We start from the raw sequence: 17,904 nt of genomic DNA, 5'->3' as shown, positions 1-17,904 counted from the left end.
TGTTCAAAGGCAGTCGGGACGCACTCTACGGGACCCGTGTGACACCAGGGGAGAGCGTTATCGGACCGGGATGGCGTAATCCGCCACGACCCGGTCGATCGCCGGACCGAGGAAGGCGAGCGTGAGAGCGGCCCGGCGCGCCGGCCACTCCTCCGACGCGGGACCCGGCTCGCCGTACCGGCGCGCCCTGATGTCGGCCACGACCTCGGCGGGAGCACCCAGCTCACCGAGCACGTCCAGCGCCCGGCGCTTGGTGATCAGCTCGCCGTCCCGCAGCGTGACCAGCGCCCGCGCCAGCGTCAGCAGACCGAGATCCACCCACACGTCCGCCACCCACACCTCGGGCCGGTCCACGACGGGCCGCCAGAAACCGGCCAGATCCCCGACGACGAACGCCGCCAACTCCTCGTCGCTCACGGCGGGCAGCAGCCCCGCGGGCGACACACCGGCCAGCACGACCCCGAACTGACGCAGCTCGCGCCGGGTCACCGGCGTGACCGGCCGGCGCATCAACTCCTCCTGCGCCCAGGTGAGATGCGTACGCGAAGGGTCGGCCAGCTCCTCGGCCGCCAGATAACCGCAATGCAGCTTGCCCCCGAGCGGCGAGTCCGCGACCAGCCCCTCATGCAACTCCCGCAGCCGCGCCTCTTCGGCCTCCGTACAGGGCCGCCCGACGACGGCGATCAGATCGAGATCGCTACGCCCCGGCTGGTAGTCACCCCCGCCAAGAGACCCGTGCGCCCAGACGGCCACAGGCGCCACGACGGGCCGCACGGCGTCCAGGAAACGGGTCAGCAGCTGCCTGGTCGCTTCGTCCGACGTCCGATCGTCTGTCATCCGACCAGTCTGAGTCCTCCGGGCGGCTACACCCAGGTGTCGAACCACATCCGGTTCTGCCAGTCGCGATACGGGATCGGTGTGCCCGTGTAGATGGGCCAAAAGTAGATGAAGTTCCAGACGATCAGGAGCACCAGGACGCCCGCGCCGACCGCGCCGATCGTCCGGCGTCTCTCGTCGGAGCCCGCAGGGCCGATGATCGCGCCGATCATCATCGCCACCGCCAGACACAGGAACGGGACGAAGACGACCGCGTAGAAGAGGAAGATCGTGCGCTCCTGGTAGATGAACCAGGGCACCCAGCCCGCCGCCACGCCGCAGGCGATGGCCCCGGCGCGCCAGTCGCGGCGGAAGGCCCAGCGCCACAGGACGTACAGGAGCGCGAAGCAGGCCGCCCACCACAGCAGCGGGGTGCCCAGCGCCAGGACCTCGCGGGCGCACTTCTCGCCCGCGTCGGACGGGCAGCCGTCTGTGCCGGGCGCGGGGGACTGGTAGAAGTACGAGACCGGCCGGCCCAGGACGATCCAGGACCACGGGTTCGACTGGTACTGGTGGCCCGACGTCAGGTTGACGTTGAACTCGTACACCGCGTGCTCGTAGTGCCAGAAGCTGCGCAGCCAGTCCGGCAGCCAGGTGAACGAGCCACCCTTGCCGTCCCGCTGCGCCCAGTCCCTGAAGTAGCCCTTGTCGGTGAAGAGCCAGCCGCTCCACGACACCAGGTACGTGGCGAGCGCGAGCACCACCGTCGACACGAAGGCCAGCAGCACGTCGTGCCGGAACACCGCGCGGTACGGGCGTACGGCGCCCGCGGTGCGGCGCGAGCCCACGTCCCACAGCACGCTCATCAGGGCGAAGGCGGCCAGGACGAACAGGCCGTTCCACTTCGTCGCGAACGCGAGGCCCAGCATCAGCCCGGCCGCCAGCCGCCAGGGCCGCCAGCCCAGCTTCAGTCCTTCCGCGACCCGTACGTCGGGCCGCAGCACGCCCTCGTCGTCCACCGGCAGCGCGGCGGCGAGCTTCCGCCGGGTCCAGTCGCGGTCCGCGATCAGACAGCCGAAGCCGCCCAGCACGAAGAAGACCAGCACGCTGTCGAGGAGCGCGGTCCTGCTCATCACGAAGGCCAGACCGTCGACCGTCATCAGCAGCCCGGCGAGACAGCCCAGGAACGTCGAGCGGAACATCCGCCGGCCGATCCGGCACAGGATCAGCACCGACAGCGTGCCGAGCACCGCGACCATGAAACGCCAGCCGAAGGGGTCGAAGCCGAACAGCTGCTCGCCGAGGCCGATGACCCACTTCCCGACCGGCGGGTGCACGACATAACCCGGATCGCTCGGCACCGGCACTGCGGACGGGTCGGCGAGGATCTGCTTGTCGATGTCCTTGGGCCAGTTGCCCTCGTAGCCCTGGTGGATGAGCGCCCAGGCGTCCTTGGCGTAGTACGTCTCGTCGAATATCACCGCCTTCGGACTGCCGAGGTGCCAGAACCGCAGCACGCCCGCGAGCAGCGCGACGAGCAGCGGACCGCCCCAGCCCGACCAGCGGGTCAGCCGGCGGGCGAGCAGCGGGGGCACGTTGAGCACGTCCCACAGGCGTTCGGACGGCTGGTTGAAGGGGGGATCGAGCCGGTCGCGCAGCCCTGTGACCTGGCGCGGGACATGGCCGAACCGGCGCAGTCGCTGCGGCCAGGAAGGCGGCGTGTCGTCGGCGTCGTGGCCCTGCAGAGACTTGGGCGCGGTACTGGTCACCGCGCCATCGTAGGGAACGCCGCTGTGGGCGGGGTGCGCCCGCCCCCGGGAGGAGGGTGCTTGCCCCCGCTCCTGCGAGGATGGCCGGTGTGAACGCGACGCCGCTAGACCATCCCACGCCCGCCCTCGGCACGCTCGTCCTCGCCGGGACCCCCATCGGGGACGTGACGGACGCGCCGCCCCGGCTCGCCGCCGAGCTGGAGACGGCCGATGTGGTGGCCGCCGAGGACACCCGGCGGCTGCGCAGACTCACCCAGGCGCTGGGCGTGCAGACGCGGGGACGCGTCGTGTCGTACTTCGAGGGCAACGAGTCGGCCCGTACCCCCGAGCTGGTCGAGGCGCTGGCGGGCGGCGCGCGGGTGCTGCTGGTCACGGACGCGGGCATGCCGTCGGTCTCCGACCCCGGCTACCGGCTGGTGGCAGCGGCGGTCGAGCGCGACATCAAGGTCACGGCCGTGCCGGGTCCTTCCGCCGTGCTGACGGCGCTCGCGCTGTCCGGGCTGCCCGTCGACCGCTTCTGCTTCGAGGGCTTCCTGCCGCGCAAGGCGGGCGAACGGCTCAGCAGACTGCGGGACGCCGCCGACGAGCGCCGCACCCTCGTCTACTTCGAGGCGCCGCACCGCCTGGACGACACCCTCGCCGCGATGGCCGAGGTCTTCGGCGCCGACCGCAGGGCCGCCGTCTGCCGTGAGCTGACCAAGACGTACGAAGAGGTGAAGCGCGGCGGTCTCGGCGCGCTGGCCGCGTGGGCCGCCGACGGCGTACGGGGCGAGATCACCGTCGTGGTCGAGGGAGCCCCCGAGCGTGGCGGCGAGGATCTCGACGCCGACGAGCTGGTACGCAGGGTGCTCGTGCGGGAGGAGGCGGGGGAGCGGCGCAAAGAGGCCATCGCCGCTGTCGCCGCCGACGCCGGGCTGCCCAAGCGGGAGGTCTTCGATGCGGTGGTCGCGGCAAAGAACGCGGCTCGCGCGGGGGTCGCTGACAGTAAAGGACCATCGTGAAATGCAAAGCCGAGACCGGGTCAATGGGCATTGGGGCATGAGAAGGCCAAGACCGCTCCATTAATCGACAGGCACTGATGCACTTCCGCCGGTAAAGGCGTCCACTGGGATGAGTGGAGAGGAAGAAAGCATGAGTGAGATCACCGGTAGCGTCGTGGCACACGAGGCATACGCCTTCGCCTGCATGCGATGCGGACACGGCTGGGAATCGGCCTACGACATTGAGCACCACGTCGACGGCGACGGTCACAACTTCGTTGTGTACAAGTGCGAGGGCCTGCGGGTCCCGTCCCCGTTGTCCAGCCCGACCTGTGGCAACTGCGGCGGGCACGTCGTGCGCATCATGAGGTCCGGCCAGGTGTCGTCCGTACGGGCGCTGGCAGGACAGTTCCACACAGCGGAGACACCGGCAGCGGCGGCGGCGATACCCGGGACGGCTTCCGGAGCCGCTTCCGGGCCGACCGGGGTCACGTCCGGGAGTCCGGCGGACGCCGCGATACCGGGCGACGGCGGTGCGGCCGTCAAGAAGTCCGGTCAGCACCACCACTGGCACCTGTCCGACCTGCTGCACCCCTTCCACCATCAGCACCACGACGAGAGTCGCAATCAGGGCTGACGCCGGCGGGACGAGAGCTGACGTCCGGGGGGCGTGTCCCACGTAGCCGCTACGTAGGATCGCGCCCATGAGTTCGAAACAAGCAGCCCCGCCGCTGCCCGCTCCCCTCCGGGTGCCGGTGGCCGACTCGCACACCCACCTGGACATGCAGAGCGACACGGTCGACGAGGGCCTCGCGAAGGCCGCGTCCGTCGGAGTGACCACGCTCGTCCAGGTGGGCTGCGACCTGAAGGGGTCGCGCTGGGCCGCCGAGACGGCGGCGGCCCACGAGAACATCCACGCGGCGGTGGCCCTGCACCCCAACGAGGCGCCCCGTATCGTCCACGGCGACCCGGACGGCTGGTCGCGCCAGGGCGAGCGGGCCGGCGGCGGCGAGGCCGCGCTGGACGAGGCGCTGGCCGAGATCGACCGGCTGGCCGCCCTCCCGCAGGTGCTCGCCGTCGGCGAGACCGGGCTCGACCACTTCCGTACGGGCCCCGAGGGCGTCGCGGCGCAGGAGCGCTCGTTCCGCGCGCACATCGAGATCGCCAAACGGCACGGCAAGGCGCTGGTCATCCACGACCGCGAGGCGCACGCCGACGTACTGCGGATCCTCACCGAGGAAGGCGCACCCGAGCGGACCGTGTTCCATTGTTATTCCGGTGATGCGGAAATGGCGCGAGTTTGTGCTGCGGCCGGTTACTTCATGTCATTCGCAGGCAATGTGACATTCAAAAATGCTCAGCCGTTGCGTGACGCGCTCACAATAGCGCCGCTGGAGCTGATTCTTGTCGAAACCGATGCGCCCTTTCTCACGCCGGCGCCGTATCGGGGCCGCCCGAATGCGCCGTATCTGATTCCCGTGACCCTACGCGCGATGGCGGAGGTGCGGGAGATCGACGAGGACGCGATGGCGGGGGCCGTGGCGCGTAACACGGCGGCGGCTTTCGGTTACGCGGCCACCTGAACTCTGCCGCTGCGGGTGAGGCGTGACCACGGTGTGTGGTCGAGTCGCTTTGGAGAGTGACGAAAGCTCCGCTACTCTCCCGGGGCACCACGGTCGTGGTCACCCGAACTTGTGGAGCGTCGTGAGCAATTCGCAGGGCAGTCACCGTGCGGCACGCGGCCGCCGCCACGCCACCAGGTCGGTGGAGCCGCCGCCTCCGCCCGGACCTGCGCCTTCGGCGGCGGCGCTGGCGTCGGCGCCGACGGTGCCGTGGCTGGAGCCGTATCTGCCCGAGCAGCACATGGTGCCCGAGCAGCACACGGTGCCCGAGCAGCACACGATGCTGGATGTCGCGGTTTCCGGTGGGGCGCCTCGCGACGCTCCCGCCAACGCCTCCCGCCGTGGCTCGCGCCGCCGCAGACCCGCCGCCCCGGCCCCCGACACGTTGCGCAGGCTCGTACCGCAGGCCCTCGTCGTCGCGTTCCTCGCCGGCGGGACCTCCGCCTTCGTCGCCAACGACAAGGCCGTGAAGCTCAGCGTCGACGGCGCATCCCGCACCCTGCACACCTTCGCGGGCGGCGTGGACGAACTGCTCGCCGACCAGGGCGTCACGGTCGGCGCGCACGACATCGTCGCCCCGGCTCCCGGTGACGACCTCGCGGACGGCGACGAGGTCGTCGTCCGCTACGGCCGTCCCGTACTGCTGACCCTCGACGGGCAGCGCCGCCGCGTCTGGACGACGGCCCGCACGGTCGACGGCGCGCTGCGGCAGCTCGGGGTGCGCGCCGAGGGCGCGTTCCTGTCGGTGTCCAGGTCCTCGGCGATCTCGCGGCACGGTCTTGCCCTGGACGTACGGACCGAGCGGGCCGTGACGTTCATGGCCGACGGCCGCGAACGCACCATCCGCACCAACGCGGCGACGGTCCGCGAGGCGCTGGCCGACGCGGGGATCACCCTGCACGCGAAGGACGACACGTCCGTACCCGGGAGCAGCTTCCCGCGCGACGGCCAGACCGTCACCGTCATGCGCATCACGGACAGCCGCGAGGTGCACGAGGAGCCGATCCCGTACGACACGGAGAAGACCCAGGACCCGACGGTCTTCAAGGGGACGGAGATCGTCGACCGGCAGGGCAGACAGGGCTCCCGGCGCGTCACGTACGCGCTGCGCACGGTCAACGGGGTCAAGGAGAAGCCCCGCAGAATCGGGGTCGAGGTGGTGCGCGAGCCGGTCACGCAGCGGGTCAGGGTCGGTACGAAGCCGAAACCGGTCCCTGTCGCGGATGACGGTGCGGGCGGTGGCGCGGGTGGCGGCGGGGCCGACGGGCTGAACTGGGGCGGGCTCGCGGCGTGCGAGTCGGGCGGCCGGCCGAACGCGGTCGACTCGTCCGGCAACTACGGCGGTCTCTACCAGTTCGACACCGGGACCTGGCGGTCGCTGGGCGGCAGCGGCCGTCCGCAGGACGCGCCGGCGGGCGAGCAGACCCGGCGGGCGAAGAAGCTCTACGTGCAACGGGGGGCGAGTCCGTGGCCGCACTGCGGCCGTAGGCTTACCGGGTGAGCACCACTGAGCCCGACGCACTCCTCGGCCCCGCCGACATCCGTGAACTGGCCGAAGCGCTGGGCGTACGCCCGACGAAGCAGCGCGGCCAGAACTTCGTGATCGACGGCAACACCGTCCGCAAGATCGTCCGTACGGCGGCGGTACGCGCGGACGACGTGGTGGTGGAGATCGGCCCCGGGCTCGGCTCGCTGACCTTGGCGCTGCTCGAAGCGGCGGACCGGGTGACGGCGGTCGAGATCGACGACGTACTGGCGGGCGCGCTGCCCGCGACGATCGAGGCGCGGATGCCGTCGCGCGCCGACCGGTTCGCGCTGGTGCACTCGGACGCGATGCGGGTGACGGAGCTGCCGGGCCCGCCGCCGACGGCGCTCGTCGCGAACCTTCCGTACAACGTCGCCGTGCCCGTACTGCTGCACATGCTGGAGCATTTCCCGACCATCGAGCGGACGCTGGTCATGGTCCAGGCCGAGGTCGCCGACCGGCTGGCGGCGGGGCCCGGCAACAAGGTGTACGGGGTGCCGTCGGTGAAGGCCAACTGGTACGCGGACGTCAAGCGGGCCGGCGCGATCGGCCGCTCGGTCTTCTGGCCGGCGCCGAACGTGGACTCGGGGCTGGTCGCGCTCGTACGGCGCGCGGAGCCGGTGAAGACGACCGCGTCGCGGCTGGAGGTCTTCGCTGTGGTCGACGCGGCGTTCGCGCAGCGCCGCAAGACGCTGCGGGCGGCACTCGCGGGATGGGCGGGGTCGGCGCCGGCGGCGGAGGCGGCGCTGGTGGCGGCGGGGGTGTCGCCGCAGGCGCGGGGGGAGTCGTTGACGGTGGAGGAGTTCGCGCGGATCGCGGAGTCGAAGCCGGGATCGAAGGCGGAGTCGAAGGGGGCGGGTGCGTGAGCGCTCGAGTAGGAGTACGAGTTCGGGTTCCTGCGAAGGTCAACGTGCAGCTGTCGGTGGGCGCGGCCCGTCCCGACGGCTTCCACGACCTCGCGAACATCTTCCTGGCCGTCGGGCTCCACGACGAGGTGACGGTGACGCCGGCGGACGAGCTGCGCGTCACGTGCGAAGGCCCGGACGCGGACCAAGTCCCCCTGGACCGTACGAACTTGGCGGCCCGCGCGGCACTCGTGCTGGCCGCACGGCACGGCATCGACCCGCGCGTCCACATCCATATCGTCAAGGACATCCCGGTCGCCGGGGGGATGGCGGGCGGCAGCGCGGACGGTGCGGGTGCGCTGCTGGCGTGTGACGTGCTCTGGCAGCTCAACTCGTCGCAGCGTGAACTCCTCGACATCTGCGCCGAGTTGGGCAGCGACGTGCCCTTCAGCCTGCTGGGCGGCGCGGCGCTGGGTGTGGGCCGCGGCGAGCAGCTCACCCCGCTCGACGTCGGCGGCACGTTCCACTGGGTGTTCGCCGTCGCGGACGGCGGGCTGTCGACTCCGGCCGTCTTCCGCGAGTTCGACCGGCTGGCGGAGGCGGAGGGCGCCGGGCTGCACGCCCCGGTCGCCGACCCGGCGCTGCTGGCGGCCCTGCGCAAGGGCGACGTGGCGGCGCTGTCCTCAACACTGAGCAACGATCTCCAGCGCGCGGCGCTTTCACTGCGCCCATCACTGGCGGACACCCTCGCGGCAGGCACGGCGGCGGGCGCGGTGGCGGCCCTGGTCTCGGGATCGGGCCCCACGACGGCCTTCTTGACGGAGGATCAGGAGACCGCGAGCCAGGTGGCGAAGGCGCTCACGGCGTCGGGCACGTGCCGCACGGCACGGGTGGCGCAGTCACCGGCGGCGGGGGCGACGGTGGTTTGAGGGGGGCGCCTTGTCGACCTCTTGGTCGACCTCTTGCCGTCTCGCCTCGTCGGCGCGGGTCTGTGCGAGGGTGCCGCGTATGCGGATGACACCGGACGGCCGCGTATCGCGTCGGTGCAGCCGTCACGGATGACGTTGCTCGGCCTGGGCCAGCACATGGCGGAGCCGTTCGCGTAGTACAGCTCGAGGCTGAAGCTCAGCCCGAATTGCGAGAGCAGCGTCGCGAGGACGTCGACCTTGTCGGGGTCGACGACGCCGTTGAGCAGGGTGTCCGACCTGCCACCAGGATCAAGTTCGACCTGGCACCAGCTCGTCTCGACTTCGTACGCGTCCCAGGACGATGACCGGAACCTCCAGCCGGCCCCGGCAAACGCCTCCCCCCGCAGGACGCCAAGGAGGTTGGTGTCGGCGTCGTTCGCGATGCCCACGGTCGGATGATGGGGGCATGGGCCGGGGGTTGGGTGGGCCGGGAATTGCGGGCGGCCGCAGGGCCGCCCCTTGATCTTTGAGTGTCGCGGCTCCGGTCCGGGCGTCAAGGGCGCTCCTGCGTCGCGTCGGCTGCGCCGATTGCGCTTCGCTTCACCCTTGACCCCCGGCCCTCCACCGCAAGTGCTTCTTTGAGGGGGGCGGCCGGGGGGGGGGGCTCCACGGGGGAGGCCCGGGAGTGGTGGCGGCGGCTTGGCCGGGTGCGGGTGCCACGCGGCAGTTGCGTGGGGGGACTCGGCCCGGCTCAGCGTCCACCCCCGCCGGGTATCGGTTGCGACTCATGCCCCGCTGGTCACTGGGGGTGGGTGTGGGGCGGGAAGATGCCTGGGCGGGGGTGGTTGGGCCGGGGCAACGGGCCGGCGGGTGTGACTGGGGTGACTGGGGTGACGGGGGATGGCCCGTGGGGCGGCGATCCCGCGCCTTTTGCGTGGGTGGTTGCGTTAGACGCGCGGCGGGACGCATCAGGCCGGTGCGGGCACCGGGCGGTGTGACGGGAGTGTCCAGCGAGGCGGCCGTCCGGGGGCCTTATGCGTGGAGGGCACATGAAGCCGGTGCGATCCTTCGAGCGGCGAGGCGGGTGGGACGGGAGTGCCCGGTGAGGCCCCCGACGGGCGCCTCTTGCGTGGCGGGTTGCGTTAGGTGCACTGCGGGGCACATCAAGCCGTTGCGGGCCCCGGGCGGTGTGACGGGAGTGCCCAGCGAGGTGGCCGTCAGGGGCCTTATGCGTGGGGGCACATGGAGCCGGTGCGATCCTTCGAGCGGCGGGGCGGGTGTGACGGAAGTGCCCAGTGGGTCGGCCGCCGGAAGCCTTATGCCTGGGGTGTTGCGTTCAACGCGCTGCGGGGCGTATCAAGCCGGTGCGGGCCCCGGGCAGTGGAACGGGTGTGACTCACAGGCCAGGTGCGGCAGTCGGGACTTGCGTGAGCGACGGCATTCCACGCACCCCGGCCCGCGACAGGCCCCGGCCGCAGCCCACTTCCGCCCCGAGGTCGACGAGGGCTCCACGGCCCCACCCGTCACACCCACCCCGACACCCAGGACCCTCCACCCGCCTGATGCGCCATACAGCGCGTCCAACGCAACACAGGACGCAAAAGGCGCGGGATCGCCGCCCCACAGGCCATCCCCCATCACCCCAGTCACACCCGCCCCACCCACCGGCCCGTTGCCCCGGCCCAACCACCCCCGCCCAGGCATCTTCCCGCCCCACACCCACCCCCAGTGACCAGCGGGGCATGAGTCGCAACCGATACCCGGCCGGGGCGGACGCTGAGCCGGGCCGAGTCCCCCCACGCAACCGCCGCGCGGCACCCGCACCCGGCAAAGCAGCCGCCACCACTCCCGGGCCTCCCCCGTGGAGCCCCCCGGCCGCCCCCCCTCAAAGAAGCACTTGCGGTGGAGGGCCGGGGGTCAAGGGTTAAGCGCAGCGCAATCGGCGAAGCCGACGCGACGCAGGAGCGCCCTTGACGCCCGGACCGGAGCCGCGACACTCAATGCTCAGGGGCGGCCCTCCGACCGGCTAACTTCCGGGCCCGCACAGCCCCCGGCTCATGCCGCCCTGACCCGCACCCTTCGCCCCACAGTGACCAGCGGGGCATGAGTCTCAGCCGCTACCCGGTGGGGGTGGACGCCGAGCCGAGCCGAGTCCCCCACGCAACTGCCGCGTGGCACCCGCCAGTCGGCCAAGCACCCGTCACGACGGCCGGTCTGGTCCGTGGAGCCCCCCGGCCGCCCCCCCAGCCTTCCCTTGCGGTGGAGGGTCGGGGGTCAAGGGTGGGCGCAGCCCATCGCGAAGCGGCGCGACGCAGGAGCGCCCTTGATACCCGGGCCGTAGCCGCGACACTCAAAGCTCAGGGGCGGCCCTCCGACCGCCTAAAAGCTCCGGCCCGCACAGCCCCCGGCTCATGCCGCCCTGACCCGCACCCTCCGGCCCACAATGACCAGGGGGCATGAGTCGCAACCGATACCCGGCCCGGGCGGACGCCGAGCCGGGCCGAGTCCCCCCACACAACCGCCGCGCGGCACCCGCACCCGGCCAAGCCGCCGTCACGACGGCCGGGCCGGAGCCGTGACACTCAAAGATCACGGGGCGGCCCCGCGGCCGCCCCGAATCACCGGCCCGCGCGGCTCCGCCGCTTCGTGGCGATTACCCTGGGATGTCGATCGATCCCCCGGTACAGGAGTGAAATGGCCGTCAACCTGGTCAATGTCGAGACAGTCACCAAGGTGTACGGCACCCGTGCACTGCTCGACGGTGTCTCTCTCGGCGTCTCCGAAGGGGACAGGATCGGGGTCGTCGGCCGTAACGGTGACGGCAAGACGACCCTCATCCGGATGCTCGCCAAGCTGGAGGAGGCCGACAGCGGGCGGGTGACGCACAACGGCGGGCTGCGGCTCGGGGTGCTCACGCAGCATGACTCGCTCGACCCGTCCGCCACCGTCCGGCACGAGGTCATCGGCGATCTCGCCGACCACGAGTGGGCCGGGAACGCCAAGATCCGTGACGTGCTGACCGGGCTGTTCGGCGGGCTCGACCTGCCCGGGTTCCCGCTCGGGCTCGACACCGTCATCGCCCCGCTCTCCGGTGGCGAGCGGCGCCGTATCGCCCTCGCGAAGCTGCTCATCGCCGAGCAGGACGTGGTCGTACTCGACGAGCCCACCAACCACCTCGACGTCGAGGGCATCGCCTGGCTCGCGGGCCATCTGCGGGCCCGCAGGTCCGCGCTGGTGGTCGTCACCCACGACCGGTGGTTCCTCGACCAGGTCTGCACCCGGATGTGGGACGTGCAGGGCGGCAAGGTCCACGAGTACGAGGGCGGCTACTCCGACTACGTCTTCGCCCGCGCCGAGCGCGAGCGCATCGCCGCGACCGAAGAGGTCAAGCGGAAGAACCTGGTCCGCAAGGAGCTGGCGTGGCTGCGGCGCGGCGCCCCCGCCCGTACGTCCAAGCCCCGCTTCCGCATCGAGGCGGCCAACGAGCTGATCGCCGACGTACCGCCGCCGCGTGACACGTCCGAGCTGATGAAGTTCGCCAACGCGCGGCTCGGCAAGACCGTCTTCGACCTGGAGGACGTGACGGTCCAGGCGGGCCCGAAGGTACTGCTCACGCATCTCACCTGGCAGCTCGGCCCCGGCGACCGGATCGGGCTCGTCGGCGTGAACGGCGCGGGCAAGACCTCGCTGCTGCGCGCCCTCACCGAGGCCGCCCGTACGCACGGCGATGTGCAGCCGGCGGCCGGGAAGGTCGTGGTCGGCAGGACCGTCAAGCTGGCGTATCTCTCGCAGGAGGTCGCCGAGCTGAAGCCGACGCTGCGGGTCCTCGAAGCCGTCCAGCAGGTACGGGACCGCGTCGACCTCGGCAAGGGCCGGGAGATGACGGCGGGCCAGCTCTGCGAGCAGTTCGGCTTCACGAAGGAGAAGCAGTGGACGCCGGTCGGTGACCTGTCCGGCGGTGAGCGGCGCAGGCTCCAGCTGCTGCGGCTGCTGATGGACGAGCCGAACGTCCTCTTCCTCGACGAGCCCACCAACGACCTCGACATCGAGACGCTCAGCCAGCTGGAGGACCTTCTCGACAGCTGGCCCGGGTCGATGGTCGTGATCTCCCACGACCGGTTCTTCATCGAGCGCACCACCGACAAGGTGATGGCGCTGCTCGGCGACCTGACGCTGCGCATGCTGCCGCGCGGGATCGACGAGTACCTGGAGCGGCGCAAGAAGCTCGCCGACTCGGGTGCGCCCGCCGCCCCGGCGGCGACGGTGCCCGACCCGGCCGGGTCCGGCTCGCCCGCGGGTACGGGTACGGGGGCCGCGCCGTCCGCCAAGGACGGCCGCGCCGCCAAGAAGGAACTGCAGCGGATCGAGCGGCAGCTCGACAAGATGTCGAGCCGGGAGACCACCCTCCACCAGCAGATCGCCGATAACGCCACGGACTTCGAGAAGGTGGCCAAACTGGACACCGAGCTTCGCGAACTGGTCGTCGAGCGCGACGAGTTGGAAATGCGCTGGATGGAGTTGGCGGAGGACGCGTAGCGGCGCGGCGAAGACCTCGTAACAGGCGTATCACGGGCCGGTTCTCCCTTGGGCACAGGGGCGGGACTGGCCCCTGTCGTACATCAGACCGAGTGATACAAAGAAGGCCCGCTCGACTGAAGTGACCACACGGGAGCCACTGTCCGCCGCGGCGGAAGAGATACGACGGGCGGGGAGCCGTACAACAGGGGGAAAGCGCAGATGACTCAGCCACCCAGCAATCAACCACCGCCGGGGGGCTTCGGCGCTCCGCAAGTCCCGCCTCCGCCGGAGGGCACACCCCCGCAGGGCACACCCCCGCAGGGCACGCCCCCGCAGGGCGGCACGCCTCCGCAGCAGCCGCCGCAGGGCCCGCCGCAGCAGCCGCCGGCGCCTTCCGGCCCGCCCCACACGCCTCCTGCGTACGGCTATCCGCAAGGCCAGCCGCAGCCCGGCCCCTACGGTTATCCGCAGGGCCAGCCGCAGCCGGGTCCGTACGGTCAACAGCCCGGCCCCTACGGCCAGTTGCCGAACCCGTACGGCGGCGGCTACCCGCCCCAGCAGTACCCCGGCGCCCCCACCCTGCCCCCGAACGCGGGCAACGGCGGCAACGGCGGCGGGAACAACGGCTTCTTCAAGCGCCGGCCGGGTGTTGTCATCGCGGCCGTCGTCGCGGGGCTGCTGGTCATCGGCGGCGTCGCCTGGTTCGCCCTCGGCGATGACGACGGCAGCACCACGCCCGTCGCGCACACCAGCGACGACCCCAAGCCCACGCCGACCGGTTCGGCCAGTGTCGACCAGGGCGACGGCAACGGTACCGGCCGCGGCGAGGCCGACCTCAACGCCGGCCGCAAGCCCGGCGACGCCAAGGCGCTGTGGCTGCAGATCAACAACGTGGACGTGCCGGGCGACGGCGCCGACGTCTTCGGCCCGTGGGTCGTCGGCGACACCGTCGTCAAGGCCATGTACAAGCAGATCGTCGGTTACTCCGTCACCGACGGCAAGGAGAAGTGGTCCCTCCCGCTCAGCCAGGCGGTGTGCTCGGCGCCGACCTCCCCGACGGCCGACGGGAAACTGGTCATCGCGACCAAGAAGAGCGCGGGCGATGCCGCCGACTGCGACCAGCTCCAGCAGATCGATCTGAAGACCGGCCAGGGCGGCTGGAAGAAGGAGGTCCCCGACCGCGGGACCTTCGACATGAAGCTCACCGTCTCCCTGGTGACCAGCGGTGACGTGGTGACCTACAGCCGCACCAGCTACACCGACGCCTTCCGGGTGAGCGACGGCAAGGCCCTCTGGGGCAAGATCGCCGGCAACTGCCAGCCGAACGCGATCATGGGCGGTACGACCCTGATCGCCGCCGAGACCTGCCCCAACGGGACCAGCGACAAGCTCAAGGGGCAGTTGCAGGGGCTCGACCCGCTTACCGGCAAGGCCAGTTGGACGTTCCCGCTCAAGGTCGGCTGGCAGGCCGACAAGGTCTTCTCGGTCAACCCGCTGGTCGTCTCGCTCAAGGACCACACGGACGCGTCAGCGCCGAAGTGGGGCGTCCTCGTGCTCAACCAGAACGGCACCCAGCGCACGCAACTCAGCGGCAGCGACGACCAGTTCTGGGCGGCGGACTGCGGGGACCTCAGCTTCGGCGACGACTCCCTGGAAGGCTGCAACGGTGTGGCGGCCGACGCCAACACGCTGTACCTGGCGACGAAGCCCACCAAGAAGGACATCAACACCAACGAGATCGTCGCGTTCAACCTGAACACCGGTAAGCCGAAGTGGCGCACGAAGCTGCCGTCCCGGGAGATGCTCCCCATGCGTATGGAGGGCGGGAACGTCCTGGCGTACGTCCCCGCGACGTACGGCGGCAAGGGCGGCGAGCTGGTGACCGTCGCGCCGACCGGCGGCGCCCCCAAGGTGCTGCAGAAGCACCCGGACTCGGCGGCGAAGGTCGAGAGCGGGTTCTACTCGCCGCGGTACTCCTACGTGGACGGCCGGTTCTTCCTTGTCGACCCGAGGGTCTCCGGCGGTGGCAGCGACAAGGACGAGATGTCGGTCAAGACGATGATGGCGTTCGGTCAGTGACCGGCCCCTCCTCCCCGTCCCCTTCTTCTTTCCTTCCTCACGAGGTGCGTACGTCATGACCCAGCCGCCCCAGCCCCCCAACCAGCCCGACCAGCCCCCGAATCAGCCCGGTCAGCCTCCGCAGCCGCCCAACCAGCCGCCGCAGGCCCCGCCGTCCGGTGGATTCGGCGCGCCGATCCCGCCGCAGCCGGAGCCGCAGCCGCAGGGACAGCCCGGCTACGGCTACCCCCAGCAGCCGCAGCCGCCGCACCAGTACCCCACCCAGCCGCAGTACGGGCAGCCGCAGTACGGGCAGCCGCAGTACGGCCAGCCTCCGTACGGGCAGCCCCCGTACGGCCAGCAGTACCCGACCCAGCCCCCGCAGAGCGGCCCCGGCGGCCCCGGCGGCGGGCGGAAGAAGCTGAGCGCCCAGGCGCAGATCATCATCGCCGCGGCCGTTGCCGTGGTGCTGATCGTCGGCGCCGGTGTCTGGTTCGCCTCCTCGGGCGGCGACTCCGACAACAAGGCCAAGGGCGGCAGTTCGGGAGCCACCGACGGCGGCAAGGGCGGCGACGGCGGTACGAAGGGCCTCCCCGCGGGCAAGGAGAAGGCGCCCGCCGACGTGAAGGCCACGTCCGCGTTCAACCTGCCGATGCCCACGCTCACCGTCGACGCCGACGTCCAGGGCTCGTGGCTGACCGACACGACGTACGTGAAGACGGGCATCAACCAGATCGTCGGCTACGACCTGGCCAAGGGCACCCAGCTCTGGACGATCCCGCTCCCCGGCCAGGTGTGCGCGGCGTCGAAGCACGTCAAGGACAACATCACGGCCATCGCCTTCGAGGCGAACAAGCGCACCGCCTCCACCAAGTACCAGGCGTGCACCCAGATCGGCGCGATCGACCTGAAGGCGGGCCGGCTGCTGTGGAGCAAGGGCGGCGACGCCAAGTCCGGTGACACGGCTGCCTCGTTCGGCGAAGTGACGATCGGCGCCTCGACCGTGGCGGCCGGCGGCACGGACGGCGGCGTGGCGTTCGACCTGGAGACCGGCAAGCAGCTGTGGAAGCCGGAGATCGACGCCAACGGCTGCTACGACATGGGTTACGGCGGCGGGGACGCGGCGCTCGTGGCCGCCCGCAAGTGCGGCGGCTTCGACTCCCAGACCGTCACCATCGAGAACCTCAACCCGCTCACCGGCGCCGTGCTCTCCAGCTTCAAGATGCCCGACGGCGTCGAGTACGCGAGCGTGATCTCCGCCAAGCCGCTGGTCGTCGCGGCCGATGTCGGCGACACGGCCGGTGACGGCAGCGGTATCTCGGACTACTTCTCGATCGACGAGAAGACCGGCAAGCTCCGTGCCAAGATCCCGGCCGACGCCGACCAGTACGGCGGCCAGTGCGACCCCGTCCGGGTCGAGGCCTGCCAGCAGGTCGTCGTGGGCAACAACAAGCTCTACGTGGCGACGGAACCGCACGACCCGGGCGGTGAGGACGGCGGTCTGGAGACCAACGAACTCGTCTCCTTCGACCTCGCCACCGGCAAATCGACCACGGACCGCGCCCTCGCAGGCAAGGACTCCTCGATCTTCCCGCTGCGCATGGACGGCGGCAACGTCATCGTCTACAAGGAACCGCCGTACGGCACGGGCCGGCAGATCGTGTCCATCGACGGTTCGACGTTCAAGCCGACGGTGCTGCTGGAGACGCCGAGCGACGAGAAGTCGACCAGGGCCCAGACCAACTTCAGCCCGGACTACTCGGAATTCCTCTACGGGAGCGGTCACTTCTTCATGTCCGAGACCCTGCTGAGCAAGACCGACAAGCCGACGGCCGACGACCCGAACTATCTCGCCATGGCCTACTCGGCGAGCTAGCGGGCCCTCATTGCGCGGAATTCGACAATCCGTGGGCTTCTCCCCGGTAAGGGGCGCGCGATGTCGAACAAGCGTGTAGCTTGCCGGGTCAGGATGCCGGGGGGCCCAGGCTCCAGTGTGAATGGGGGTTGGTCGATGGGCGTGCGGCTGATGGTGGTTGACGATCACCGACTACTGGCCGAGGCGCTCGCCTCTGCGCTGAAGCTGCGAGGGCACCGGGTGCTGGCGGCGGCCGCCCCCACGGCGGGCGTCGCCGAGCTGGTGGTGAGCCGGTCTCCCGAGGTGTGCCTGATGGGGACGGCGGCGCCCGCCGAGCCCGGTGTCTTCGACCCGATCGTCCGGATCAAGCGGGAGCGCCCGCAGGTGGCCGTCGTGGTGCTCGGTCCGGTACCGAGCCCGCGCGGCATCGCCGCCGCCTTCGCCGCCGGCGCCTCCGGGTACGTACGGCACGACGAGCGCATCGAGGGCGTGGAGCGCGCCATGATCAAGGCGCGGGCCGGTGAGGCGGCGGTGGCGCCGCAGTTACTGCAGGGCGCCTTCACCGAACTGCTCAACCCGGCGGCCCAGCCGGACGACGAGGGCCAGCGGCTGCTGCGGATGCTCACCCCGCGCGAGGTCGAGGTGCTGGTGCGGGTCGCCGAGGGCGAGGACACCCGGCTGATCGCCGCGGGAATGGGCATCGCGCCCAGCACGGCCAGGACCCACGTGCAGCGCGTGCTGATGAAACTCGGCGTCGGATCCAGACTCGAAGCGGCGGCCCTCGCCGCGCGCACGGGCCTGCTGGACCGGGCGATGGTGAACGGAACCGCACCGCAGGACGCCGACCCGCAGAGCTGACTTCCCACCTCCCCGTTTCGTCTCCCCCCGCCCCGTACGGTCCGCCGTGCGGGGCTCCGTCGTGCCGGGAAGCGCCCGGACGCTTCCGTGCGTACGTTCCCGTTGACGCCACTGTTTACTTGTGATTTGTTATGTGCGATTCTGTTTGGG

At 71.1% G+C, this 17,904-nt stretch carries 12 protein-coding genes; 10 read left to right on the top strand and 2 right to left on the bottom strand.

Annotation, left to right across the window (positions count from 1 at the left end):
* Window positions 1–57: 57 nt before the first annotated feature.
* Together OHS57_RS15380 and OHS57_RS15375 are read right to left on the bottom strand one after the other, a co-directional pair.
* On the bottom strand, window positions 58–837 hold the full coding sequence (locus OHS57_RS15380; protein ID WP_328582297.1) for a nucleotidyltransferase: 780 nt from the start codon (window positions 835–837) through the stop codon (window positions 58–60).
* 26 nt (window positions 838–863) lie between these two features.
* On the bottom strand, window positions 864–2,585 hold the full coding sequence (locus tag OHS57_RS15375) for a dolichyl-phosphate-mannose--protein mannosyltransferase (protein WP_328582296.1): 1,722 nt from the start codon (window positions 2,583–2,585) through the stop codon (window positions 864–866).
* Window positions 2,586–2,674: 89 nt separating this feature from the next.
* Between OHS57_RS15375 and rsmI the strand changes: the two genes are divergently transcribed.
* From rsmI to OHS57_RS15325, 10 genes are all read left to right on the top strand, one after another.
* Entirely contained in the window at window positions 2,675–3,586 is a 912-nt protein-coding gene (rsmI, locus tag OHS57_RS15370; protein ID WP_328582295.1) for a 16S rRNA (cytidine(1402)-2'-O)-methyltransferase, read from the top strand.
* A gap of 130 nt (window positions 3,587–3,716) precedes the next feature.
* Complete coding sequence (locus tag OHS57_RS15365) at window positions 3,717–4,202, top strand: hypothetical protein (RefSeq protein ID WP_328582294.1); 486 nt, start codon at window positions 3,717–3,719, stop codon at window positions 4,200–4,202.
* A gap of 67 nt (window positions 4,203–4,269) precedes the next feature.
* On the top strand, window positions 4,270–5,148 hold the full coding sequence (locus tag OHS57_RS15360; RefSeq protein ID WP_041988867.1) for a TatD family hydrolase: 879 nt from the start codon (window positions 4,270–4,272) through the stop codon (window positions 5,146–5,148).
* 319 nt (window positions 5,149–5,467) lie between these two features.
* Window positions 5,468–6,688, top strand: a complete 1,221-nt coding sequence (locus OHS57_RS15355) for a ubiquitin-like domain-containing protein (protein WP_328585072.1) — start codon at window positions 5,468–5,470, stop codon at window positions 6,686–6,688.
* Window positions 6,685–7,578: a 16S rRNA (adenine(1518)-N(6)/adenine(1519)-N(6))-dimethyltransferase RsmA gene (gene rsmA, locus OHS57_RS15350; RefSeq protein WP_328582293.1), complete on the top strand. Its 894-nt coding sequence runs from the start codon at window positions 6,685–6,687 to the stop codon at window positions 7,576–7,578. Before OHS57_RS15355 ends, rsmA begins: the two co-directional genes overlap by 4 nt.
* On the top strand, window positions 7,575–8,486 hold the full coding sequence (locus OHS57_RS15345; RefSeq protein ID WP_328582292.1) for a 4-(cytidine 5'-diphospho)-2-C-methyl-D-erythritol kinase: 912 nt from the start codon (window positions 7,575–7,577) through the stop codon (window positions 8,484–8,486). The genes rsmA and OHS57_RS15345 overlap by 4 nt, the downstream gene beginning before the upstream one ends.
* Window positions 8,487–11,159: 2,673 nt before the next feature.
* Window positions 11,160–13,001, top strand: coding sequence for an ABC-F family ATP-binding cassette domain-containing protein (locus tag OHS57_RS15340; protein ID WP_041988874.1), 1,842 nt, complete (start codon window positions 11,160–11,162; stop codon window positions 12,999–13,001).
* 201 nt (window positions 13,002–13,202) lie between these two features.
* On the top strand, window positions 13,203–15,062 hold the full coding sequence (locus tag OHS57_RS15335; RefSeq protein WP_328582291.1) for an outer membrane protein assembly factor BamB family protein: 1,860 nt from the start codon (window positions 13,203–13,205) through the stop codon (window positions 15,060–15,062).
* Between the two features lie 55 nt (window positions 15,063–15,117).
* Complete coding sequence (locus tag OHS57_RS15330; RefSeq protein WP_328582290.1) at window positions 15,118–16,917, top strand: outer membrane protein assembly factor BamB family protein; 1,800 nt, start codon at window positions 15,118–15,120, stop codon at window positions 16,915–16,917.
* Between the two features lie 135 nt (window positions 16,918–17,052).
* Window positions 17,053–17,754 carry a helix-turn-helix transcriptional regulator gene (locus OHS57_RS15325; protein ID WP_041988880.1) on the top strand — a complete coding sequence of 234 codons (702 nt, stop codon included), beginning with the start codon at window positions 17,053–17,055 and terminating at the stop codon, window positions 17,752–17,754.
* Window positions 17,755–17,904 lie beyond the last annotated feature (150 nt).

Origin of the sequence: Streptomyces sp. NBC_00370, from assembly GCF_036084755.1 — a bacterium.
Classification (GTDB): domain Bacteria; phylum Actinomycetota; class Actinomycetes; order Streptomycetales; family Streptomycetaceae; genus Streptomyces.
The sequence above is the reverse complement of the archived record's forward strand: the minus strand, read 5'-3'. Positions and strand labels throughout refer to the sequence as shown.

Bases quoted from the DNA above. Each gene is read 5' to 3' on its own strand.
- OHS57_RS15365 (WP_328582294.1), top strand. From the start codon at position 3,717: ATGAGTGAGATCACCGGTAGCGTCGTGGCACACGAGGCATACGCCTTC.
- OHS57_RS15330 (WP_328582290.1), top strand. From the start codon at position 15,118: ATGACCCAGCCGCCCCAGCCCCCCAACCAGCCCGACCAGCCCCCGAAT.
- OHS57_RS15325 (WP_041988880.1), top strand. From the start codon at position 17,053: ATGGGCGTGCGGCTGATGGTGGTTGACGATCACCGACTACTGGCCGAG.
- OHS57_RS15380 (WP_328582297.1), bottom strand. From the start codon at position 837: ATGACAGACGATCGGACGTCGGACGAAGCGACCAGGCAGCTGCTGACC.
- OHS57_RS15335 (WP_328582291.1), top strand. From the start codon at position 13,203: ATGACTCAGCCACCCAGCAATCAACCACCGCCGGGGGGCTTCGGCGCT.
- OHS57_RS15355 (WP_328585072.1), top strand. From the start codon at position 5,468: ATGCTGGATGTCGCGGTTTCCGGTGGGGCGCCTCGCGACGCTCCCGCC.
- OHS57_RS15360 (WP_041988867.1), top strand. From the start codon at position 4,270: ATGAGTTCGAAACAAGCAGCCCCGCCGCTGCCCGCTCCCCTCCGGGTG.
- OHS57_RS15340 (WP_041988874.1), top strand. From the start codon at position 11,160: ATGGCCGTCAACCTGGTCAATGTCGAGACAGTCACCAAGGTGTACGGC.